The sequence below is a fragment of the Hyphomonas sp. UBA4505 genome, assembly GCF_002388685.1.
Classification (GTDB): Bacteria; Pseudomonadota; Alphaproteobacteria; order Caulobacterales; family Hyphomonadaceae; genus Hyphomonas.
Window position 1 is genome coordinate 149,625 of the sequence record NZ_DGMZ01000011.1, and the last position, 21,835, is coordinate 171,459.

General features: G+C 59.5%; 16 protein-coding genes. 14 read left to right on the forward strand and 2 right to left on the reverse strand.

The genetic code is table 11. The annotated features are described in order from the left end of the window. The first annotated feature begins 26 nt into the window (after positions 1-26). The gene (locus B3527_RS07960) at positions 27-2,261 is read left to right on the forward strand and encodes a 3-hydroxyacyl-CoA dehydrogenase NAD-binding domain-containing protein (protein ID WP_290479015.1); all 2,235 of its coding nucleotides are present in this window, start codon (positions 27-29) and stop codon (positions 2,259-2,261) included. A gap of 158 nt (positions 2,262-2,419) precedes the next feature. Then, complete coding sequence (locus B3527_RS07965) at positions 2,420-2,971, forward strand: hypothetical protein (protein WP_206992608.1); 552 nt, start codon at positions 2,420-2,422, stop codon at positions 2,969-2,971. A gap of 92 nt (positions 2,972-3,063) precedes the next feature. On the opposite strand, the gene B3527_RS07970 is transcribed toward B3527_RS07965, so the two are convergent. Continuing rightward, complete coding sequence (locus tag B3527_RS07970) at positions 3,064-5,625, reverse strand: Rne/Rng family ribonuclease (protein ID WP_290479014.1); 2,562 nt, start codon at positions 5,623-5,625, stop codon at positions 3,064-3,066. 412 nt (positions 5,626-6,037) lie between these two features. Between B3527_RS07970 and B3527_RS07975 the strand changes: the two genes are divergently transcribed. The 4 genes from B3527_RS07975 (at position 6,038) to B3527_RS07990 (ending at position 11,001) form a co-directional block, all read left to right on the forward strand. Then, positions 6,038-7,243: an N-acetylmuramoyl-L-alanine amidase family protein gene (locus tag B3527_RS07975; protein WP_206992610.1), complete on the forward strand. Its 1,206-nt coding sequence runs from the start codon at positions 6,038-6,040 to the stop codon at positions 7,241-7,243. A 129-nt stretch (positions 7,244-7,372) separates the two neighbouring features. Next, positions 7,373-9,052 carry a tetratricopeptide repeat protein gene (locus tag B3527_RS07980; protein WP_290479013.1) on the forward strand — a complete coding sequence of 560 codons (1,680 nt, stop codon included), beginning with the start codon at positions 7,373-7,375 and terminating at the stop codon, positions 9,050-9,052. A gap of 18 nt (positions 9,053-9,070) precedes the next feature. Further along, complete coding sequence (locus B3527_RS07985) at positions 9,071-9,943, forward strand: 4-(cytidine 5'-diphospho)-2-C-methyl-D-erythritol kinase (protein WP_290479012.1); 873 nt, start codon at positions 9,071-9,073, stop codon at positions 9,941-9,943. After that, the gene (locus B3527_RS07990; protein WP_206992613.1) at positions 9,940-11,001 is read left to right on the forward strand and encodes a glycosyltransferase family 4 protein; all 1,062 of its coding nucleotides are present in this window, start codon (positions 9,940-9,942) and stop codon (positions 10,999-11,001) included. Before B3527_RS07985 ends, B3527_RS07990 begins: the two co-directional genes overlap by 4 nt. Here the strand turns inward: B3527_RS07990 and B3527_RS07995 are convergent. Then, on the reverse strand, positions 10,995-12,026 hold the full coding sequence (locus tag B3527_RS07995; protein WP_034814020.1) for a polyprenyl synthetase family protein: 1,032 nt from the start codon (positions 12,024-12,026) through the stop codon (positions 10,995-10,997). The two genes, B3527_RS07990 and B3527_RS07995, sit on opposite strands and share 7 nt — an antisense overlap. 167 nt (positions 12,027-12,193) lie before the next feature. Between B3527_RS07995 and B3527_RS08000 the strand changes: the two genes are divergently transcribed. The 8 genes from B3527_RS08000 (at position 12,194) to ppdK (ending at position 21,825) form a co-directional block, all read left to right on the forward strand. Then, positions 12,194-12,682 (forward strand): CC0125/CC1285 family lipoprotein, encoded by a 489-nt coding sequence (locus B3527_RS08000; protein ID WP_034814019.1) that lies wholly within the window; start codon positions 12,194-12,196, stop codon positions 12,680-12,682. Next, positions 12,679-12,885: a DUF2007 domain-containing protein gene (locus tag B3527_RS08005; protein ID WP_290479011.1), complete on the forward strand. Its 207-nt coding sequence runs from the start codon at positions 12,679-12,681 to the stop codon at positions 12,883-12,885. The genes B3527_RS08000 and B3527_RS08005 overlap by 4 nt, the downstream gene beginning before the upstream one ends. Further along, the gene (locus tag B3527_RS08010; RefSeq protein WP_290481267.1) at positions 12,885-13,613 is read left to right on the forward strand and encodes a tRNA1(Val) (adenine(37)-N6)-methyltransferase; all 729 of its coding nucleotides are present in this window, start codon (positions 12,885-12,887) and stop codon (positions 13,611-13,613) included. Before B3527_RS08005 ends, B3527_RS08010 begins: the two co-directional genes overlap by 1 nt. Before the next feature lie 77 nt (positions 13,614-13,690). Continuing rightward, positions 13,691-13,828 (forward strand): hypothetical protein, encoded by a 138-nt coding sequence (locus B3527_RS08015; RefSeq protein ID WP_156947859.1) that lies wholly within the window; start codon positions 13,691-13,693, stop codon positions 13,826-13,828. Positions 13,829-13,900: 72 nt separating this feature from the next. Continuing rightward, positions 13,901-14,797, forward strand: a complete 897-nt coding sequence (locus B3527_RS08020; RefSeq protein WP_206992616.1) for a glycine--tRNA ligase subunit alpha — start codon at positions 13,901-13,903, stop codon at positions 14,795-14,797. Between the two features lie 70 nt (positions 14,798-14,867). Beyond that, positions 14,868-16,733: a caspase family protein gene (locus tag B3527_RS08025; RefSeq protein WP_290479010.1), complete on the forward strand. Its 1,866-nt coding sequence runs from the start codon at positions 14,868-14,870 to the stop codon at positions 16,731-16,733. 85 nt (positions 16,734-16,818) lie between these two features. Then, positions 16,819-18,933 carry a glycine--tRNA ligase subunit beta gene (gene glyS, locus B3527_RS08030; RefSeq protein ID WP_290479009.1) on the forward strand — a complete coding sequence of 705 codons (2,115 nt, stop codon included), beginning with the start codon at positions 16,819-16,821 and terminating at the stop codon, positions 18,931-18,933. A 183-nt stretch (positions 18,934-19,116) separates the two neighbouring features. Then, entirely contained in the window at positions 19,117-21,825 is a 2,709-nt protein-coding gene (gene ppdK, locus B3527_RS08035; protein ID WP_290479008.1) for a pyruvate, phosphate dikinase, read from the forward strand. The last annotated feature ends 10 nt before the right edge of the window (positions 21,826-21,835 follow it).

The following is a 21,835-nucleotide window of genomic DNA, read 5'->3' on the forward strand; positions in this document are numbered from 1 at the left end:
AGATACAGACGAACGGAATACACGATATGGAACTCGAAACATTCGGTTGGGACGTCGATGGTGACGGCATTGCGCACGCAGTCTTTGATGTGCCAGGCCGCAGCATGAACACGCTGACGGCAAAAGCTGTCGCTGATATCATCGCAATCTCCAAGGAAGTCGCGTCCAATGACGCCATCAAGGGCCTGGTGATCTCGTCGGGCAAGCCGAGCGGCTTTTGCGCCGGGGCGGATCTTGGTGAAATGAACCAGAGCGCTGGCGCCGGAAAGTCGCCTGCGGACATGTCCGAAGCAGAGCTGAAAAAGGCGCAATTCGATCGCGGCTTTTCGCTCAACAAGACGCTGCGCGAACTGGAAACCTGCGGCAAGCCGGTGGCCGTTGCGCTGAATGGCCTCGCCCTCGGCGGCGGTCTCGAAGTGGCGCTGGCCTGTCATTATCGCGTTGCGGCGAATGACAATCCGAAGCTGCAATTCGGCCTGCCGGAAGCCAAGATCGGCCTCCTGCCAGGCGCTGGCGGCACCCAGCGCCTGCCACGCCTGATCGGCGTTCAGGCCGCTCTGCCACTGATCCTGCAAGGTGAAAGCTTCAATGCCGAGAAGGCGCTCGCCATGGGTGTCGTTCAGGAACTCGCCCCATCGTCCGAAACGGTCGACAAGGCGAAGGCCTGGGTCAAGGCCAATCCGAAGGCGCAGGCGCCGTGGGATGAAAAGGGCTTCAAGGTTCCGGGCGGCGTCGTGCATCGTAGCCCCGGTGCGGGCCAGGTCGCGACCATGTCCAATGCCATGCTGATGGCCAAGACCTATGGCAACTATCCGGCCCAGAAGAACATCCTGTCCTGCATCTATGAAGGCATTCAGGTGCCGATCGATGCGGGTCTCCGGATCGAGACCCGATACTTCATCAACACCCAGCAGCGCCCGGAAGCGAAAGCCATGATCCGGTCCCTGTTCCTGTCGATGCAGGAACTGTCCAAGGGCGGCAACCGCCCGGCCGGTCATCCGAAGACCGAGTTCAAGAAGATCGCTGTCGTCGGTGCGGGCCTGATGGGCGCGGGCATTGCCTATGTGCAGGCCAAGGCTGGTATCCCGACTGTTCTCGTCGATGTCTCGAAAGAGAATGCCGAGAAGGGTAAGGACTATTCCCGCCGTCTCGTCGAAAAGGCCGTCTCGCGTGGCAAGTCCACACAGGAGAAGGGCGACGCACTGCTCGACCTGATCACGACGACCGACAATTATGATGATGTCAAAGGCGCTGACCTGGTCATCGAGGCCGTGTTCGAGAATGTCGAACTGAAAGCCAAGATCACCAAGATGGCTGAAGCTGTTCTCGACAAGGATGCTGTCTTCGGATCAAACACATCCACATTGCCGATTACAGGCTTGGCTGAAGCATCGGAACGCCCTGAGAACTTTATCGGCATCCACTTCTTCTCGCCGGTCGAGCGCATGGGGCTTGTCGAAATCATCAGCGGTGAAAAGACCAGCGAAGCGACCCTCGCCAAGGCGGTCGATTATGTGCTCGCCATCCGCAAGACGCCGATTGCTGTCAATGATAGCCGCGGCTTCTACACGTCCCGCTGCTTCGGCACTTATACGCGCGAGGGCATGGAAATGCTGGCAGAAGGCATCAAGCCAGCGATCATCGAGAATGTCGGCCGACAGTCCGGCATGCCGATGGGCCCGCTGGAAGTTTCCGACTCGGTCGGTCTCGACACCGCGCTGAAAGTGACGCGGGCAACCGCTGAGGCAGCTGGTATCGATCTGCAGACGGATGACCGGACGCAGTTCCTTGCATGGCTCGTCGAAGACCAGGAGCGTGTGGGCCGCAAGGCCGGAAAGGGCTTCTACGACTACAACGAAAAAGGCAAGCCGGAACGCCTCTGGCCAGACCTGAACACGCAGCTGGAAGTGAAGGTGGACGAATGCCCACCAGACCTGAAGAAAGAGCTGACCAACCGCTTCCTGATCCGTCAGGCTGTGGAGGTTGCCCGTTGCTTTGAAGAGGGTGTTATCACCGATGCGCGCGATGCCGACATTGGCTCCATCCTCGCTTGGGGCTTTGCACCGTATACGGGCGGTTGCTGTTCCTATATCGACCTGATGTGGGGCATCAAGGAATTCGTCGCCGAGGCCGACAAGCTTGCGGACAAGTATGGTGACCGGTTCCGGCCGGGCGACCTGCTCCGCGACATGGCATCCAAGGGCGAAGGCTTCTACGATCGCTTCCCGCCAGCCGGTAAAGCTGAGAAAGCTGCGGCGTAAATACTCGAATGTGAATATTTTTTCGCTTTAATCGAACAGTTGGAGGCCGGTCGCGATTATTTCAAGACCGGCCTTTTTTGTTGTTGACCCAAGCAACCAATGCGGGAAATGTGGTTCTGTGATCAACTTGGGTCACGGGGAAATTTGGGGAGAATTCTATGCTGAAATATGTAGCGGTTGTTGTGGCCGCTCTAACGTTGGGCGCTTGCGAAACAACGTCCAGCCGTCCGTATACGCCGTCGACTGCGAACATCATGGCGTTTCAATCCGCATTTGAGGACGATGAGCAAAAGGTCCAGTTGGCGGCGTTTACTACCGCAGAGGGCGTTGAAGGCGATATGACTTGCCGAGCGCTCGGCGCTTTGGAAGTAGCTCCAGGAAAAGCGCCGGTTGCCTTTATTGAGGGCGCGATGCGAGACGAACTCTTTGCCGCCGGGGTTTACGATCAGACCAACGGAACAACAATCGATGGTGAAATCACGCAGTTGGATTTCAACTCATTTGGGACTGGATCCTGGAAGATTGGGCTCAAGCTTTCGTCTGAAGCTGCGCCCGATGGCTATGAAGTATCTACGGACTATAGCTTCAAAACGAGCTACTCGGCGCTCAAAGCTTGCCAGAACGTGATTGATGCTTTTACGCCGGCCGTGCAAGAGCTGATAGGTAAGGCAGTAGCTGACCCCCAGTTCGCAGGGTTGGTCGCGGAATAGAGTTCCGGTTCGTCTACTTTGTATGAGCTTGAAACGTAGAGGGCCGGAGCATCGTTGCTCCGGCCTTCTTATTTAGTCAGTAATCTAATCGCCTAGCGCTTGGCGCGGGACCACCAGCCGGCGCGTTTTGGCTCGGCCTTTTTGGAGGGCTTTGCGGCAGGCTCAGGAATGGGGTCTGGCGCAGCCTGTTCGACCATGGCGGGCGCCACTTCAGGCTGAGGCTCCGGGGCTGGCGTTTCTGCAACAGGCTCTGGCTCTGAAGCAGGCTTGGATGCTGGAGTGGGTTCAGCTTCAACAGGATCGTTGGTCTCTGGTGCATCGCCGGTGTCGGCTGCCACAGGGGCTTCCTTCTTCTTGCTGCGGGATCGGCGGGGGCGCTTCGTCTTGGCCGGCTTTTCCTCACTGTCACCAGAAGTCTCTTCCGTCTTCGGTTCGTCCGGAGCAGTTTCAGCTTCTGCGGTTACCGGCTCCTCTACTTTGGCCTCGGACGGCGGAACATCGTCCAGCATTTCCGGAGCGCTCGCAGCGAGGCCGTCCAGATAGGCGCCGCCATCTGTTGGCGCTCCATCGGCTGCCTCGTTGCGGGTGTCTGAAGACCGGCGCCGCCGACGACCTCCGCGACGGCCTCGGCGGCGGCGCTTGCGAGGGGCGCCATCCTCTGAATCGTCGTCACTGTCTGACGCGGCCTCGGCGGTGTCATCGCCGTCATCCTCGGCGTCCTCGCCGTCGAGCCGGGATTCATCGTCTTGCGACTCAGCTGCCTCTTGTTTGCGGCCACGACCGCCTCGGCGCCGACGGCGCTTGCGGCGGGTGCTTGTGGATTCGTCATCTTGATCAGCAGAGGCTTCGGACGTGTCGTCTTCGCTCTCGTCATCTTCATCCTCGTCATCACTGACGATTTGCTTGCTCGGCTTGGCGAGCGAGCGTGGTGGCTTGCGCTTCTTCGGCTTTCCATTCGGGTCGCGCTCTGCATCGATCACGAAATCGCCTGGCAGCATGTCTTCTGACGAGTGAATCGAGACAGCAAAGCCGGCCACCTGTTCGACTTCGACCAGCGCTTCGCGCTTGTTGTTTAGCAGGTAGAGCGCGACATCGGTCGGAGCCTTCACGGAAATGGCTTTCAGGCCGCCCATGGAGGCGCGGGCCTCGATGGCCCGGATCAGCTGAAGTGCCGCCGACGGGATAGAGCGGCGACGGCCAGTGCCGTTACACGCTTCGCACGGATCGGAGGTTGCCTGCAGCACGCCCTGACGGCGACGCTGGCGTGAGATTTCCATCAGGCCGAATTGAGAGATGCGACCATGCTGGACGCGGGCCCGGTCCACCTTGAGGTGGTCCTTCAGCTTTTTCTCGACGGCGCGATTGTTCTTGTTCTCGTCCATGTCGATGAAATCGATCACGATGAGACCAGCCAGGTCGCGCAGGCGCATCTGGCGGCAGGCTTCCTCAGCTGCCTCGAGGTTCGTCCGCACAGCCGTCTGCTCAATGTTGCGCTCACGTGTCGACTTGCCGGAGTTCACATCGATCGCAACCAGGGCTTCGGTCTGGTTGATGACGAGATAGCCGCCGGATTTCAGTTGGACGGTCGGGGAGTAGATGGAATCGAGCTGCTGCTCGACCGCTTCGGCCACGAAAAGCGGGTCTTCCTCTTTCCATTGCTGAACCTTCTTGGACTGGCTCGGCATGATGAGCTTGGCGAGATCCTTCGCTTCGCGATAGGCCTCTTCACCATGAACAAGGACCTCCTCGATATCCTTGTCGAACATGTCGCGCATTGCCCGGTGGACGAGACCGCCCTCGGCATTGATCAGCATCGGAGCTTCGGATGTCAGTGTCTTCTCGACAATGTTTTCCCAAAGCTTGGAAAGATATTCATAGTCACGCTTGATCTCGGCCTTGGTGCGCTTGGCGCCTGCGGTCCGCACGATCAGGCCCATGCCGTCCGGCACATCCAGCTCGGAGACGATGGATTTCAGGCGCTTGCGGTCTGCGCCATTGACGATCTTGCGGGAAATGCCGCCTCCGCGCGGCGTGTTCGGCATCAGGACCGAGTAGCGACCGGCGAGGGAGAGATAGGTGGTCAGGGCTGCGCCCTTGTTGCCACGTTCTTCCTTGACGACCTGGACAAGCATCACCTGACGGCGACGAATGACTTCCTGGATCTTGTAGCGCTTGGAGATCGAAGCCCGGCTGGACTTCTTCCGGCGGGGTGCGGCGGCAGCCTTGGCTTCACCGCTTTCATTATCGGTGGAGTCTTCCGACTCGTCAGAGTCATCGTCGCTTGCATCGTTGTCGACGTCGTCTTCATCGTCGATGTCGACTGCATCGCCATCTTCATCATCGTCGTCTTCGATCTGGGCAGCGGCCTCTTCGGCTGCTTCCTTCAGCAGGGCTTCGCGGTCTTCCGCGGGCAGCTGGTAATAGTCGGGGTGGATTTCGCTGAAGGCCAGGAAACCGTGGCGATTGCCGCCATACTCAACGAATGCCGCCTGAAGCGACGGCTCTACACGCGTTACTTTTGCGAGGTAGATGTTTCCGCGGAGTTGTTCGTTGCCAGTTGTTTCAAAGTCAAAGTCGTCGACCTGACCATTGTTGACGATCGCAACACGGGTCTCTTCCGTGTGCGAGGCGTCGATTAGCATGAGTTTGCTCATGTAAAGGAACCTTATGAGCCGGCGCAGCAGCTTTGGATGCGTCAACGCACCTCAAGCCAGCCGCAGGGCCGGTCTGTAAATTTAGGGGGAGGATACGGTCACGCCGACCCGACTGCCCCATGGGCAGTACAGGAAAATCGGTTTTGACTACTGCACCCGCGTACATCTTCTCTGCTTTCCGGAGCGCGGCGCCCGCTTGCCTTTTCGGTGAAGCCGGGATCGCTGTCGCGACGTTGGGAAACTTGCTTGGTAGGCCTGATTGGCGGCTACCGGATGATACTGCCCAATTTTGACCGTCAAGAAAAGACCAAAAAGGGCGCTGAGGCTGTGTAATACGTAACCTGTGGTCAATGCTGGGTTAATAATCGGTCTGGTAGGGAAAACCTTCGAATCTGGAATACATGCGATCCTGATGACTATTTTACGCTTTGTTTGCCTTGTGATTGCCTGTCTGGGTGCGGGTTTTGCCGCATCCGCCGATGTCAGCCGGGTGCAGGTTGTTGGCAATGGAGAGCCGACTCGAATCACCGTGTGGGCAGATTCCGAGCAGGAAGGTCGCGCCTTCCTTGCCGAATCGGGAAACGCTCGCAGCCTCGTGCTGCCAGTTGATGGGCCAGTGACCCCTGCTGTGGGTGATGGGGGTGGTGGTGTTGCCACCTGGGCGCTCTCCGAGGGAACGCTCAGCTTCGCGCTTGAGCGCCCGTTGATGGTCGCGCGGACCTTGTCCCTGCCACCTGCGGGCAACGAGCCATCCTACCGGGTAATCGTTGACCTTCAGACCGTGTCGGCCGCGCGCTTCAGCAGCGTGGCGAAGAAAGATATGCGCAAGCTTGCCTCCTATCAGGCCAAAAAGCGCAAGGAAGAACTCGCAATTGAACTCGCATCAATGAGACCTGATGCTCCGTTGCCAGCGTCCCAGCGCGTCGCAAACCAATCCTACACGGTTGTTATCGATGCGGGGCATGGTGGTAAGGACCCGGGTGCCATGGCGATTACAGGCGGTGTGGAAAAGGACATCACCTTGCGGGCGGCACTCGCACTCAAGAATATCCTTCAGGCGGACCCCCGCTATACGGTGCGGCTGACGCGCGACACGGATGTCTATGTCGACCATGAGGTGCGCGTCAGCATGGCGCGCGATTGGGGCGCTGACCTGTTCATTTCCTTACATGCGGACGCTGCGGCCAGTCGCGACGTTGCCGGCGCATCCGTCTATACGATCAGCGCGAGTGGTGAGCGCCGGATCGACAAGGAAGCCAATCGCAACAATTGGCGCATTCCGCTCGAGGACGGCGCCCCGCAACGTGTCAGTGGCATCCTCGAAGATCTCGTAAAGCGTGAAACCAAGACGCACTCGTCTGAATTTGCGGAAATGCTTCTGCCGGAACTGGAGAAGTCCGGCCCTGTGCTGCGCAATACACACCGCGAGGCAGGCTTCTATGTTTTGCTGGCGCCGGATGTTCCGGCGGTGCTTCTGGAAATGGGCTTCGTGACGAACCGGGCCGACGCAAAGCGCCTGCAGTCCGACCGCGACCTGCGCAATGCCATGTCGGCGGTCAAGCGCGGCATCGACCGCTTTTTTGACAAGCAGGACATTCTGTTGGCGGGACAGGGCTAGAGCGGGGGAAATCCCTTGCAGCGGCGCACCGTTACTGAGAAGTTGGCTCCTATGATATTGTTGCGTTTTCTTGTGGCGTCGTCGCTTCTGGCGCTGTCAGCGTCGTGTTCAAGTGGTGGATTGAGCCATTTGGATTCTTCGCTCGTCCACAATGGTCGTCCGACTGAGGCCGAGGCGTACAGCGATTTTCTGATCGCGCGCTTTGCGGCGATGACCAATGATCCCCAAAAGGCGGCCGAGCATTACGCTCTGGCGATTGATTCTGCACCGGAGAAATCTGGTATTGCTGATCGCGCCTTGTTTGCGTCGCTTCTGTCTGGCGATTATCGCGAAGGCGTGCGGGTGGCGAAGCGGGCAAACACCCTCGGCAGCGAGGCCGCTCTCGTTAGATTGACCCTGGCTGTGGAAGCTCTTCGGGTCGGTCGGGAAGATGACGCGAAGCAAATGCTGGAGCAGTCTCGTTTCGGGCCGTTCAACCGCATGATTGCGCGCGGACTGTCGGCTTGGCGCGTAGTTGATACACAAGGGACGGATGCTGCCGTCCGGTATCTCGAAGATGGCCTGTCTGGCGATCCACGGCTGGACAGCGCAACGCTCTACATGATGGGGCTGATCGAGATGTCGGCCGGTAATGATGATGCCGCGCTGTCGGTTTTTGACACGCTGTGGGATTCGAGCGCCCGCCTTGCCGTTGGTGTGGAAGCACACGCCCAGTTGTTGGCCTCCCGTGGCCAACGTGACAGGGCGTTGGAAATTCTGAATACGTTTGACGAACAAGTTGGCCATAACGCCTCTATTGCGCGCCTGAGCCAGGCGATTGCATCGGGCGACAAGATCAAGGTTCGGAGGCTGACCCCGGATGAGGGGGCCGCGCTGGCCATCTATGTTCCGGCGGCCGCTTTGATGAGCCAGACAAGCGATGATGTCTCAGCCGTATACTTCGTGCTGGCGCTGGCACTTGATCCGGAGCTTCACGTTGCGCGATCCCTCTGGGCACAATCTCTCTCGAATGCGGAACGCTGGGACGAAGCCATTGGCGTGCTGGCGCGTGTGCCTGAAACGTCAGCTTTCTATGCTACTTCGCGGGGGCAGATCGCCTGGGCCCTGCAGCGCAGTGGACGCAGTCAGTCTGCCCTCGCCGTTGCCGCCGAGGCCCTGGACCATTCTCCGGACAGGGGCTTGCAGATCCAGATTGCAGACCTCTATCGCGCTGTTGGGAGACAGGAACAGGCAGAGGCCTTGCTGACAGAGATCATCCGCGATGATGCAAGCCACAAGCGTGAGGACTGGCGATTGTTCTATGCGCGCGGTGTATCACGTGGAGAGCTCGGCGACTGGCCCGAAGGTGAGCGCGACTTGCTGAAGGCTTTGGCTCTGCAGCCGGACGACGCATCACTGCTGAATTATGTCGGCTATTCCTATGTTGATCGGGGTGAGCACCTCGACTTCGCCATGGATATGATCCGACGGGCTGCGGAGATGGAGCCAAATGAAGGCTATATCATCGACAGCCTTGGCTGGGCGCACTACCGGCTGGGGGATTACGAGACTGCTACGCAGCATCTGGAACGCGCAGTCGAGCTTGAGCCTGGCGATCCTGTTCTGAACGATCATTTGGGTGACGCCTATTGGCAGACCGGCCGCAAGCTTGAGGCGCGATTCCAGTGGCGGCGTTCGTTGACGCTCGATCCTGCGGATGGCGAGCGCGACCGAATTGAGGCCAAGCTGGTCGCCGGTCCGAACGTGCCATTGGTCAAACAGGCTGAATCTGGTGCAGGCGCGCAACTTCCCAAGCCTGTTCGTCCCTAGTCGCTGTGGCAGTCTGACATGCCGACATCTCTCGCGCCCGCCAAGGTAAACCTGTTCCTGCATGTCGGAACCGTACAAAAAAACGGCCGTCATCCGCTCGATTCGCTCGTCATGTTCGCAGGGCCGGAAGCGGCCGACCGGGTATCTGCTGAGTCCGCAGATACTCTGACCCTCAGTGTCACGGGGCCACGATCCAGCGGCCTGGAAGTCGGTGGTGACAATCTCGTCCTGCGCGCAGCGCAAGCTCTGTGCGTGGCCGAGGGCAGATCGCACGGTGCTGCGCTGACGCTTGACAAGCATCTTCCCGTGGCAGCGGGAATTGGCGGCGGTTCGGCGGATGCCGGCGCGACGTTGCGCGTTCTTCAGAAATTGTGGTCATTGGAGCGCGATCTTGTCCGACAGGTCGCGGTGCCGCTGGGCGGCGATGTGCCTGTTGCGCTGGAAGGGCGGACGGCGTTGATGCAGGGCGAAGGCGAACAAGTTCGCCCGCAAAAGAACCTCCCTCGATTGCCAGCTGTTCTGGTGAATCCAGCGGTCGACTGCCCGACCGGGCCGGTTTTCCGGGCCTTTGACGCAGAAGGGGGCAAAAGTGCTTTCAGCGCCCTCGAAGCCGTGCCTGAAATGCGTTCGCCGGAAGAGTTGATCGCATGGCTGGCGCACCAACGTAACGATCTTCAATCCCCAGCGGTGCGCCTTGTACCAGCTATCGGGGAGGTGCTTGACGTCCTCAATGTGGTGCCGGGAAGTCGTCTCGTAAGAATGAGTGGATCGGGCGGAACCTGTTTCGCGCTGTTTGCAACCGATGAAGACGCGCAGTCTGCGGCAAGGGATCTTGAGTGCGCCCATCCCAAGTGGTGGATTCGTGCAACAAGCTTGGGGGACGCGCGATGACGATTTTCTACCTCGTTGCCGGAGCGGCGTTGATTTCTTTCGTCCTGTGCACCCTGGCGCGTCATTTGCCGCTGCTCGATGCTCCGGATGGTGGCCGTAAACAGCAGGCAGCGCCTGTGCCTCGCACGGGCGGGATCGGTATCTTCGGCGCGATCCTGATTACGCTGGGTGCGTTCGCGGTCATGGCAGAACCCTCGTCATTGGCTCAGATGCCCGCGGGCAGGATTTTGTTTGCAGTTGCGCTAGCCGTCACGCCTTGGGCAATCGGCTTCCTCGATGACTGGCTCGGCCTGTCAGCCTTGTTGAAGCTCGCGCTGCTGTGCGGTTGGGCTGTCATTGCGGCCATACCATTCTTCATGTCGGGCGGGACAGGTGGATGGCTCCTTGGTATTGCGGTCATTGTCTGGCTGATCGTGATTACGAATGCGGTCAATTTCATGGACGGCGCCAACGGCCTCGCGCTGGGATCGATTGCGATCATGCATGTGGCTTTGTTCCCGCTCTTTGCCGTGCTGATGCTGTGCTTTGGTAGCTGTGTACCCGACCCGATCGGGGAATTTGCCATGATCGCCCAGTTCGCCATGTTCGGAGCTGTGCTAGGCTTTCTTGTGTGGAACTTGCGAGGCGGCCTCTATGCCGGAGACTGCGGATCTCTAGGCGCCGGCGGACTGTTTGGCTTGATGGCCGTCTACCACCTTGGCGACGGCATGGACGGCGTTCGCGCCGCGCTTCTGGCGCTCACGCTTGCCCTGCCGTTTCTGATTGACGTCTTGCTGACGCTAGCGTGGCGCACATTCAAGGGGCGCAATCTTCTTCAGGCGCACACCGATCACGCCTATCAGCGGCTGATTGCCCGCGGTTGGGGCCACCTCAGTGTCGCGACCTTCTGGTGGAGTATGACACTGATTTGCGCGGTGATGGGTGTGGTCACCATGTTTGGCGCAGCAGAGTCCACTGACCAGGCCGATGATTTCCCGGTTCTACAATTGACGGCACTGGTTGCCCTTGCCGCTATCGGATCAGTCTTTTGGTGGCTCGAACGCTCGCGGACTCAGTAGGCCCGGCTAACGCAGAAATCGGCCAGATCTTCGAGTGCGCTGCGATAGGGGGACTCTTCGAGCGTTCTCAGCGCGCCCTTGGCCAGCGCAGCATAGGCCTCGGCCTCCTGAACGGTGGCGTCTGCAGCCCCAGTGGCCCGGATCAGATGAACAGCGTGAGCCAGATCGGCGTCCTGTTGCGTTTCGGAATTCATGGCTCGGTCCCAGAACAGACGGTCTTCATCTGAGCCGCGTCGCTTCGCGACGATGACGGGCAGTGTAATTTTGCATTCGCGGAAGTCATCGCCAACTGATTTGCCAATTACCGACGTGGTGCCACCATAGTCCAGCACGTCATCGATGATCTGGAAGGCGAGACCCAGATTCTTGCCGTATGTGGCAAGCGCATGAGCGTGATCATCACTACCGACCGACATGGCGCCGGTCTCGGCAGCGGCCTCGAACAGCGCGCCAGTCTTCGCTTCAATAATTGCCAGATAGTCTTCGGTTGGCAGATCCCGGGCCTGCATCGCGGCCAACTGGCGAACTTCGCCTTCGGCAATCACCGTGGATGCTGTGGCGAGCCGGTTCAGGATTTCGAGACTGTTGGTTTCAACCAGCAGGTTGAATGCGCGCGCAAACAGGAAGTCCCCCACCAGGATGGAGGCCTTGTTGCCCCAAATTGCCTTGGCAGCAGGTTTCCCGCGTCGCAGATCGCTTTCGTCCACCACGTCATCGTGCAGCAGCGTGGCGGTGTGGATGAACTCCACGGCCGCTGCAAGAGCATGTGTTGCCTTGTTCGGCGTGCCCACGGCATGTGCAGAAATGAGGGTTATCAAGGGTCGCAGGCGCTTGCCGCCCGCCGACACAATGTAACCGGACAGATCCGGAATGACCGATATCGGGCTTGCTGCGCGGGTCGCCAGCAAGGTCTCGACCTCACCGAGGTCCTTGGCCACGAGCGTTTGCATCCGATCCACAATGGAACCGACTGCCTCTTTGCCTCTTGGTTTTGGCGCAAGGGTCACGTTTTCACTGGCTCCCATCATTTCTCTGACGAAATGGGAAATAGTCGTAGGATGGGTTCGCATCAAGCGCGACGTGGCACCCCGACGCATCTCACAGCGAAGTGTTGTGGCGAATCCTCGCCGTGTGTGCGAAACATTCAGGCAATTGGGCCGTTGAGAATATTCCAACAAGGAAGGGTTCCCACATGAAGCCATATGCAATTCTGCTCGCCGCTGGCCTGCTCGCTGCATGTACGTCGAACGCGGCCTACGGGCCCGCATCCAAGTCCGGAGCGATGGGCTATTCCAGCCAACAGATCGAAACGGGCCGATACCAGGTCTCCTATACCGACTCCAGTCCGTCGAAGGCGCGTGACCGGGCCTTGCTGCGTGCAGCTGAACTGACGCTTCTGGAGGGCTCTGACTGGTTTGAGATAACCAGCAGCTTTGCCGAACGCAGTGAAGACAGCCGTAGCGGTGGTTCCAGCGTCTCCATTGGCGGTTCATCGGGCTCTCGCGGCCACAGCAGCGTCGGGGTCGGCGTAGGGATCGGCATTCCGCTAGGGGGTGGCAATAGCGGGTCGGTTACCGAAGTCCTCGAAATCGTCACCGGCAAAGGCGACAAACCTGATCGGCCGAGTGTCTATGATGCCCGCTCAGTGGATATCAATCTGCGCGGTTCGGCGACCGAATGAAGGAAGTCTTTCGCACCAATGATGTCGTCAAGCTGAGCTATGTTGAGCACCTGCTGCAGGAGGCGGGCATCGAATATTTCATCGCTGATCAGCATATCTCCGCTGTCGAGGGCAATATCGGCGCGTTTCCGAGGCGCGTCATGGTGCCGGAGGAATTGTTGCCTGCTGCCGACGCAGCCTTGGCCGAAGTCGAACGCGGCTAGTGGGGCAGATCACAGAAGATACCCTTTACCAGGGGCGGGTCACCCTGTTCCAACCTGAAAAGGGCTTCAGAGCCAGCACAGACTCGCTGATGCTGGCCGCGGCCCTTCCCGAAAAGTCCGGCGGCGCGGCCCTTGAAATAGGCTGTGGATGCGGTGGGGCGCTGATGACGGCCGCATTTCGATTGTCGCAGATGCAGGTGACAGGCGTGGATATTGATGCGGTCATGACTGACCTCGCACGGCAATCTGTCTCGTCAAACAATTTCAAAGACCGAGTGAGTGTCGAGACTGGCAATGCCGCCGAATGGGTACGCGACAAGGAAAATCGGTTCGATCTGGTTTTTGCAAACCCGCCATATTTCGAGCCAGGAAGGATCTCCGCGCCGGGAGCGGAGAAAGCTGGAGCATATCTCGAATCCCTCAGCCTCGATGGTTGGATCAAGGCGATGGCGTTTGCGGCCAAGCCGCGTGCGCCCATTGTGATAATTCATCGCGCTGCCGAACTCGCCCGAATTCTCGCTGTGCTGGATCGCCTGACGGGAGAGATTACCGTTCTGCCCATCGCGCCGAAACATGGCGAAGATGCGCGCCGGGTTTTGGTGCGGGGACGCAAGGGATTGAGACGGGGAGAGGTACGTTTGCTCGCGCCCCTCGTCACTCACACCGCCGACGGTGAGGCCAGCGAAGCGCTGGATGCGATCCGTCATGGCAGGGCGATCGACTGGTAATCCAGATTTTCTGGGAATTGCCACATTTGCAGGCTAGGGTCTGAATTGAGGTAAGGGCATAGAAAAAGGAGTTGGCCATGTTCGGCCTGTTGTTCTTCGGCTTTCTGTTCATTGGTCTGGTCCTGGCCTTGCTGGGGCATGGCGGGTTTTACCGCATGGTCACCGGGCGCGGGGCAGGGTCAAATGATCATGATGAATCTCGTGGGTCATTCTGATCGCATTCCCGTGCTTGCTTCGCCCTGCGCACGGCTGTAACCCGACACCCAATCGATATTCGGATCTGCCCCATGACCGCACCCAAAGCGCACGCCAAACCGAAATCCTTTCAGGACCTCATCCTGACACTTCAGGCCTATTGGGCCGATAAGGGCTGCGCGATCCTGCAGCCCTATGACATGGAAGTCGGCGCCGGCACCTTGCACCCGGCGACTGTGCTGCGGGCATTGGGGCCAAAGAACTGGCGTGCTGCCTATGTCCAGCCCTCGCGGCGGCCGAAGGATGCGCGTTATGGGGAAAATCCCAACCGGCTCGGCCATTATTACCAGTTCCAGGTCATCCTGAAGCCTAATCCCGACGATTTGCAGGACCTCTATCTGGAAAGTCTCTACGCCATTGGCATCGACCCGACTGTTCACGATATTCGCTTCGTCGAAGACGACTGGGAGAACCCGACTGTCGGCGCCTGGGGCCTTGGCTGGGAAGTCTGGTGCGACGGGATGGAAGTCAGCCAGTACACCTACTTCCAGCAGGTTGGCGGACTGGATGTGTTCCCGGTCTCTGGCGAATTGACCTACGGGCTCGAACGCCTCGCCATGTATGTGTTCGGCGTCGACAATGTCTATGATCTGCCCTTTAACGATCCGGACAGCGCAGTGCCGCTCTCCTATGGCGACGTGTTCCTCGAAAACGAGAAACAACAATCAGCGTTCAATTTCGAGCATTCCGATGTCGAGATGTTGAAGCGCTGGTTTGCCGATTGCGAGAACCAGTCGAATGCCCTGCGCGATGCAGGCAAGCCGTTGCCAGCTTATGATTACGCCCTCAAAGCCTCGCACACGTTCAACCTGATCGACGCACGCGGCGCCATCAGCCCGACCGAGCGTCAGGCCTATATCGCCCGCGTCCGAGACCTCGCCCGCGGCGCCGCTGCGCAATGGGCCAAGCAGGAAGACGTTTCCGCCTAGATTTAACCTCTGACTGATTTGGTCATTCGGCTTCATGGGGATAGTCTCTTCCGGTGTGGGAGGACGCGTCATGTTACGTTGGATACTTGTTTGCCTTGTCGGTCTGTGTCTCGTGCTTGGCGCGGACGCGAAGACCAAACGTGCCCTGATCGTCGGTGTCGGCGACTATGAGCAATTGCCAGACCTGCAAAAGACGACCGGAGACGCCACGGGCTATTCCGAAGCGTTTGGGGGCGAGCTGGGCTTTGAAGTCACGCGCCTGATAGACCCTGGCACGATCGACTTTCTCGAGGCACTGGACGCTTTTCTTCAATCCATTGAGCCCGGCGACGAGGTCGCTTTCATCTTTTCCGGACACGGCTGGTCGGATGGCGCCGACAATTTTCTGGCCATGACCGATGCGCCGCTGGAATCTTCTGAATTCGCGCTGCGCCGCCAGACTGTGTCGCTATCGACTGACGTGCTGGCAGAGATCAAGGCGCGCAAGCCGGGCCTGTTGTTTGCCATCGTGGATGCTTGCCGGGACAATCCCTTCGATACAGGAACCCGCAGCGTGACGCGCGGACTGTCGCGGCTGGAGATCGTGCCGGGCACACTCGTGGTCTATGCGGCAGGCACCCGCCAGAAGGCGCTCGACCGGCTGGGGCCGGAGGATGAGTCCCCGTATTCGGTCTTCACGCGCAGCCTGTTGCCGCGCCTCAGCGATCCGGCCAATCCCTTGTTGCGCAGCGTGGACGAAACTCGCAGCGAGGTCGCGATGCTCGCCTCCTCCATAAATCATGAGCAGCGCCCCGCAATCTATTCCGACGTTTCGCTCGACTATTGTTTTTCCGGGGAGTGCCGCCTGAAGACGGTGCTGGACCAGGAGACGATGGATTGGGTCGAAATCTCCAGCGTGGGCTATACGACCGTCGATCCTTGCACCAAATACGCCCGCCATCTGGAGCAATATCCCGACGGGAAGTTCGCCGAGGTGGCGCGCCGGAACCTCGCTAATCCGCCCTGTGCCCGAACGCGGTTGCAGCTGAAATCTGTATCCTGGTTCGGAGACTTGGACGGCCACACGGACGAAGTCTATGGCGTAGACTACAGCCTGAGCGGACGCTACGTGGCAAGTGCATCAGCCGATCACACGGCGCGTCTCTGGATCGTCGGCATGACTCCAAGCCTTTATGGCCAGTCGACCGAACTGAAAGGCCATACCGCGCCGGTCCTGACTGTGCGGTTCAGCCCAAATGAAGAGCGCCTCATCACGGCGTCCGAAGACGGCACGGCGCGCATCTGGAGCGCGCTGGGCGAGGAGGCGCGGCTGGTGCTTGATGGACATCTGGGCGTTGTTTCCTATGCTGAATACAGCCCCTTCGGGGACCGGGTGGTTACGGCCTCATATGACGAAACCGCACGTATCTGGGACGCCCGAACGGGCGAGGAGGTGTCGCGCCTGACAGGGCACTCCGGCGCAGTCCGTTCCGCGCGGTTCAATTTTGATGCAAGCCGGATCGTCACAGCGTCGAATGATGGTACGGTCCGCGTCTGGGATGCGGAGACGGGCGAGCAGCTCCGCATGGTCGAATCCGGTGAGGTTCCGGCTACTTACGCCACCTTCAGCCAGGATGGAGACCGCATTCTTGTCGCCTCAGCGGACAAGGCGGCCCGTATTTGGAGCGCGGACGGTGAAGTTCTCGAACTGACCGGCCATGATGCTCCACTGTGGAATGCCGCTTTCAGTGCAGACGGGGAATTCGTGGCGACCAGTGCGATGGATTTGTCCGGCAAGATCTGGGATGCCGAGACCGGAGCCCTGCTTGCCGGGGTGCAGGATCTGAGTATGTTCGGCGCCAACTGGATTGAGTTTGCGCCGGATGGCAAGAAGCTGGTCGTGTCCATGAAGGGCGGCGCATTGCAACTCTGGCAGCTCACTTTTGGGGCTGACTAAGCGCCCCATCTGCACGTCCGGTGCTTGACCCTGCCGCCCGCGCTAGTATGCCGTGCAGGCTTGTAACTACTGGCTGGACCCCTTCATGGCAGACCTGATTCTCGAACTCTTTTCAGAGGAAATCCCCGCGCGCATGCAGGCGAAGGCTGAGAGTGATCTCGGTACTGCACTGGAAAAGGCGCTGGGCGAGGCGGGGCTGAACTGGTCGAAGCTGGAAACGGCCTCTGGCCCGCGACGCCTGACGGTGTTCATGGATGGCCTGACAGAGCGCTCTGCGGATGTGAAGGAAGAGCGCAAAGGCCCGAAGGTCGGCGCGCCGGACAAGGCGGTCGAGGGCTTCCTGCGTGGCGCGGGGCTGAGTGACATCAGTCAGGCCGAAGTGCGCTCCGATCCGAAGAAGGGCGACTTCTACGTTGCCGTGATCGAAACGCCGGGCCGCGATGCGACCGATATCATTGCCGAAGCTGTGCCTGCCATCATTCGCGGTTTCCATTGGCCCAAGAGCATGCGCTGGGGCACGGGTGACCTGCGCTGGGTGCGCCCGTTGCAGCGGATTGTCTGTGTGCTGGACGGAAAAGTGGTGCCATTTGAAGTGGATGGCATTTCCAGTGGCGACGAGACCGAAGGCCACCGCGTGCATGGCCGTGGGCCGTTCAAGGTAACTTTTCGCAAGGATTATGAGAGCCAGCTCAGTGGCGCTGGCCATGTGAAGCTGACGCGCGATGCGCGGCGGGAGGTGATCCTCGCCGGCATCGAGAAGGTTTGCGCCGAGGCTGGCCTCGAATGGATTGAAGACAAGGGCCTGCTCGAAGAGGTCGTTGGCCTCGCCGAATGGCCGGTCGTCGTGCTCGGCGACATGGACCCGGCCTTCCTGGCGCTGCCGCCGGAAGTGATCCAGCTATCCATGCGGACACACCAGAAATATTTCGCCGTTAATGACAGGAAGACCGGGAAGCTGGCGCCGAACTTCATCGTGGTAGCGAACATCGAGGCCGCTGATGGCGGCAAGAAGCTCGCCGAGGGCAATTCCCGCGTCCTGTCGGCGCGGCTCGATGATGGCCGGTTCTTCTGGGAGAAGGACAAGGCGACGCCCCTGGAAGACATGGCCGAGAAGCTCTCGACCATCGCCTTCAAGGCCGAGCTTGGTAGCCTTGGTGACAAGGTGGAGCGCGTCGCCGCGCTCGCCCACGAACTCGCCCCCAAAGTTGGCGCCGATCCGGGCCTTGCCGAACGCGCCGCGCGTCTCGCTAAGGCCGACCTCGTGTCGGAAATGGTTGGCGAGTTCCCGGAATTGCAGGGCGTGATGGGGCGGTATTATGCGCTGGAGGCTGGCGAACCGGCTGCCGTCGCCGATGCCATCCGAGATCATTACAAGCCGCAAGGCCCGAGCGACTCCGTGCCCACCGACCCGGTGAGCATCGCCGTCGCGCTCGCCGACAAGCTGGATACGCTGGTTGGATTTTGGGCGATTGATGAGAAGCCTACGGGATCAAAGGACCCATTCGCGCTACGCCGCGCAGCTCTAGGTGTCGTTCGGATCACTCTGGCCAATGATTTACGTCTTGGGTTCCAAGGAATCCTTGGTATGTCAGATTTTGAATTCCAAAATCAGAAAGGTCTGCAGATTTCGGATGGACCGTTTGTCGGCCTAACCAAGCTTTCTTTGGATTCGCTCGATCTGCTTTCGTTCTTTGCGGACCGTTTGAAGCAGCATTTGCGGGATGAAGGCCAACGCCACGACCTGATCGACGCCGTCTTCGCGCTCGGCGAAGATGACCTCGTGCTCATCACGCGCCGCGTCGAAGCTCTGGGCGCGTTCCTTGATACCGAAGACGGCGCAAACCTGCTCGCGGGCTACAAGCGCGCCGCGAACATCCTCAAGGCCGAGGAGAAAAAGGGCGATCTGCCTGCTGATCTCTCCGTCAATGACGCCCTCATCGCCAAGGGGCCAGCCGAGGAAAAAGCCCTCGCGAAAGCCCTGTCCGATGTCGAGGCCGCCATTGAAAATCCGCTGAAGTCCGAGGATTTCACCGCAGCTATGGCCGAACTTGCCAAATTGCGTGGTCCGGTGGACGCTTTCTTCGAAGCGGTCATGGTCAATGACGAGGATTCCGCTGTGCGCGCAAATCGTCTGGCGCTGCTCACAAAAATCCGTGGAACACTTCACCGCGTAGCGGATTTCTCCCGCATCGATGGCTGATGCAGGTCAGGGCGCTCGCGTGCCCTTGTGTCAGACTGAAACGGCCTGCCTGCACGGGAACGCGCCAATGTGTCACGAACAACGTTGTCACCCCCCGCGTGCCCTTTCGGACACTGGCCAATGGCGCTGCAATGCAGCATAGGAATTGCAATTCGCCCCCCGTTAACTTGGGGGACACGACATATGTATCGGAAGGCAGAATTCATGGGTGAAGCAGCACTGAAGCCAGCAGACGAAACCTGGGTGTATGCTTTTGGAGGCGGGAGCGCAGACGGCGACGCCTCAATGAAGAATTTGCTCGGAGGCAAGGGCGCGAATCTCGCCGAAATGGCGAAGTTGGGTTTGCCCGTGCCACCGGGATTCACGCTGACGACTGCAGTCTGTACTGCTTATTACGAATTGGAGCGCCAGTATCCGGCAGCTCTGGAAGCGCAGGTTGATGCCGCGCTCGCAGCCGTCGAGCAGGAAACCGGCAAGGGCTTCGGCGACCCTGAAAATCCACTGCTCGTATCCGTACGCTCAGGCGCGCGCGCTTCGATGCCGGGCATGATGGACACGGTCCTGAACCTCGGCCTGAACGAATCAGCTGCCGCAGGACTGGCCAAAAAGGCCGGCGAACGCTTCGCCTATGATTCCTATCGCCGCTTCATCCAGATGTATTCCAATGTCGTGTTGAACATCAGCCATGACGAGTTTGAGCACATTCTGGACGATTACAAAGACCGTCAGGGCTATGATCTCGATACCGAGATGACGGCCGATGACTGGAAGCAGATCATCTCGCTCTACAAGGACGCGGTTCAGTACAATCTTGGTCGCCCTTTCCCGGATGATCCGAAGGAACAGCTCTGGGGCGCCATCACGGCGGTGTTCGGTTCGTGGATGAATGACCGCGCGATCACCTATCGCAAGCTGAATGATATTCCTGAAGAATGGGGCACGGCGGTCAATGTGCAGGCCATGGTGTTCGGTAATCTCGGCGAGACGTCTGCCACAGGCGTTGCGTTCACACGCGACCCGTCGAATGGTGACCCGGTCTTCTATGGCGAATATCTGATCAATGCTCAGGGCGAAGACGTGGTGGCGGGCATCCGTACGCCCGCGCCGATCTCCCGTGAGCGCGCAGATACGCTGGGCTCGACCGATGCGCCGCTCGAAGAGTCGATGCCGGAAGTCTATACCCAGCTGCGCGACGTCGCGAACACGCTGGAGCAACACTACAAGGATATGCAGGATCTCGAGTTCACGGTCGAAGATGGCCGCCTCTACATGCTGCAGACCCGTAACGGCAAACGTACCGCTGCCGCAGCGCTCAAGATCGCTGTCGACATGGCACGCGAAGGCCTGGTGACGGAAGAGGAGGCCATCCTGCGCCTTGAACCGTCTCAGCTGGACCAGTTGCTTCACCCAACCATTTCTGAAGATGCCAAGCGCGACGTAATCGTGATAGGCCTTCCCGCCAGTCCCGGCGCGGCCGTTGGGAAGGTCGTGTTTGAGTCAGAAGATGCCTGGGCCATGGCTGAAAAGGGCGAGGACGTGATCCTCGTGCGCATCGAGACCAGCCCGGAAGACATCAAGGGCATGCATGCTTCCCGCGCCATTGTTACGGCACGCGGCGGCATGACCAGCCACGCCGCCGTTGTGGCCCGTGGCATGGGCCGGCCGTGTGTCTGCGGCGCCGGTGGCCTGCAGATCGATACCAAGGCGGGCGTGTTCCGCGTGATGGGCCGTGAAATCAAGAAAGGCGACGTGATCACTGTGGACGGGGCGACCGGTCAGGTGATGATGGGCGCCGTCGAAATGCGCCAACCTGATCTGTCGGGTGATTTCGGTTTGCTGATGAGCTGGGCTGACAAGGTGCGCACGCTGAAAGTGCGCGCCAATGCTGAAACGCCTCTGGATACGCGTACGGCGGTTGAATTTGGCGCCGAAGGCGTTGGCCTCTGCCGCACTGAGCACATGTTCTTTGAAGAAGAGCGTATCCCCGAAGTGCGGGCGATGATCCTTGCGGATGGCGAGAGTGGCCGTCGCGCTGCGCTCGACAAACTCTTGCCGATGCAGCGGAGCGATTTCGAGGAAATCTTCCGCATTCTGGAAGATCGGCCAGCCACGATCCGACTGCTCGACCCACCGCTCCACGAATTCCTGCCGCACACAGATGCGGACATGGACGAAGTTGCCAAGGCTTCTGGCGTCAGCGCGGATGAGTTGCGCCGCCGGGCTGCAGAACTGCATGAGAGCAATCCCATGCTGGGCCATCGCGGCTGCCGTCTCGGCATCACCTATCCCGAAATCTATGAGATGCAGGCGCGCGCTATTTTCGAAGCCGCCGTTAATGTTTCAAAGGAGACGGGTCGCAAGCCAATTCCGGAAGTGATGATCCCACTGGTCGCCACGCACAAGGAGCTCGCAATCCTGAAAGCGGTTGTGGACGAGGTTGCCCAATCGGTGTTTTCCGAGACGGGTGTCACGCTGGACTATATGGTCGGCACGATGATCGAGCTGCCACGCGCGGCGCTTCAGGCTGCTGAGATTGCACAATCCGCCGCGTTCTTCTCGTTCGGCACGAATGACTTGACCCAGACGACACTCGGCATTTCGCGCGATGATGCAGGCCGGTTCCTCAAGATTTATGAGGACAAAGGCATATACGAAAAAGACCCATTCGTGACGCTCGACCAGGTCGGCGTAGGAGAATTGGTCAAAATCGCTACTGAGCGGGGTCGTAAATCACGTCCTGGAATCAAGCTTGGAATCTGCGGTGAGCATGGCGGCGACCCGGCTTCGATTAACTTTTGTCAGTTGGCGGGACTCGATTACGTGTCATGCTCTCCGTATCGTGTGCCAATCGCGCGTCTCGCTGCGGCACATGCGGCGTTGAAAGCCAAATAAAGACGACTGT

What these genes read in the sequence shown, in the direction of transcription:
- B3527_RS07960 (WP_290479015.1), top strand. Translation starts at nt 27, where the DNA reads ATGGAACTCGAAACATTCGGTTGGGACGTCGATGGTGACGGCATTGCG.
- B3527_RS07965 (WP_206992608.1), top strand. Translation starts at nt 2,420, where the DNA reads ATGCTGAAATATGTAGCGGTTGTTGTGGCCGCTCTAACGTTGGGCGCT.
- B3527_RS07970 (WP_290479014.1), bottom strand. Translation starts at nt 5,625, where the DNA reads ATGAGCAAACTCATGCTAATCGACGCCTCGCACACGGAAGAGACCCGT.
- B3527_RS07975 (WP_206992610.1), top strand. Translation starts at nt 6,038, where the DNA reads ATGACTATTTTACGCTTTGTTTGCCTTGTGATTGCCTGTCTGGGTGCG.
- B3527_RS07985 (WP_290479012.1), top strand. Translation starts at nt 9,071, where the DNA reads ATGCCGACATCTCTCGCGCCCGCCAAGGTAAACCTGTTCCTGCATGTC.
- B3527_RS07990 (WP_206992613.1), top strand. Translation starts at nt 9,940, where the DNA reads ATGACGATTTTCTACCTCGTTGCCGGAGCGGCGTTGATTTCTTTCGTC.
- B3527_RS07995 (WP_034814020.1), bottom strand. Translation starts at nt 12,026, where the DNA reads ATGGGAGCCAGTGAAAACGTGACCCTTGCGCCAAAACCAAGAGGCAAA.
- B3527_RS08000 (WP_034814019.1), top strand. Translation starts at nt 12,194, where the DNA reads ATGAAGCCATATGCAATTCTGCTCGCCGCTGGCCTGCTCGCTGCATGT.
- B3527_RS08005 (WP_290479011.1), top strand. Translation starts at nt 12,679, where the DNA reads ATGAAGGAAGTCTTTCGCACCAATGATGTCGTCAAGCTGAGCTATGTT.
- B3527_RS08015 (WP_156947859.1), top strand. Translation starts at nt 13,691, where the DNA reads ATGTTCGGCCTGTTGTTCTTCGGCTTTCTGTTCATTGGTCTGGTCCTG.
- B3527_RS08020 (WP_206992616.1), top strand. Translation starts at nt 13,901, where the DNA reads ATGACCGCACCCAAAGCGCACGCCAAACCGAAATCCTTTCAGGACCTC.
- B3527_RS08025 (WP_290479010.1), top strand. Translation starts at nt 14,868, where the DNA reads ATGTTACGTTGGATACTTGTTTGCCTTGTCGGTCTGTGTCTCGTGCTT.
- glyS (WP_290479009.1), top strand. Translation starts at nt 16,819, where the DNA reads ATGGCAGACCTGATTCTCGAACTCTTTTCAGAGGAAATCCCCGCGCGC.
- ppdK (WP_290479008.1), top strand. Translation starts at nt 19,117, where the DNA reads ATGTATCGGAAGGCAGAATTCATGGGTGAAGCAGCACTGAAGCCAGCA.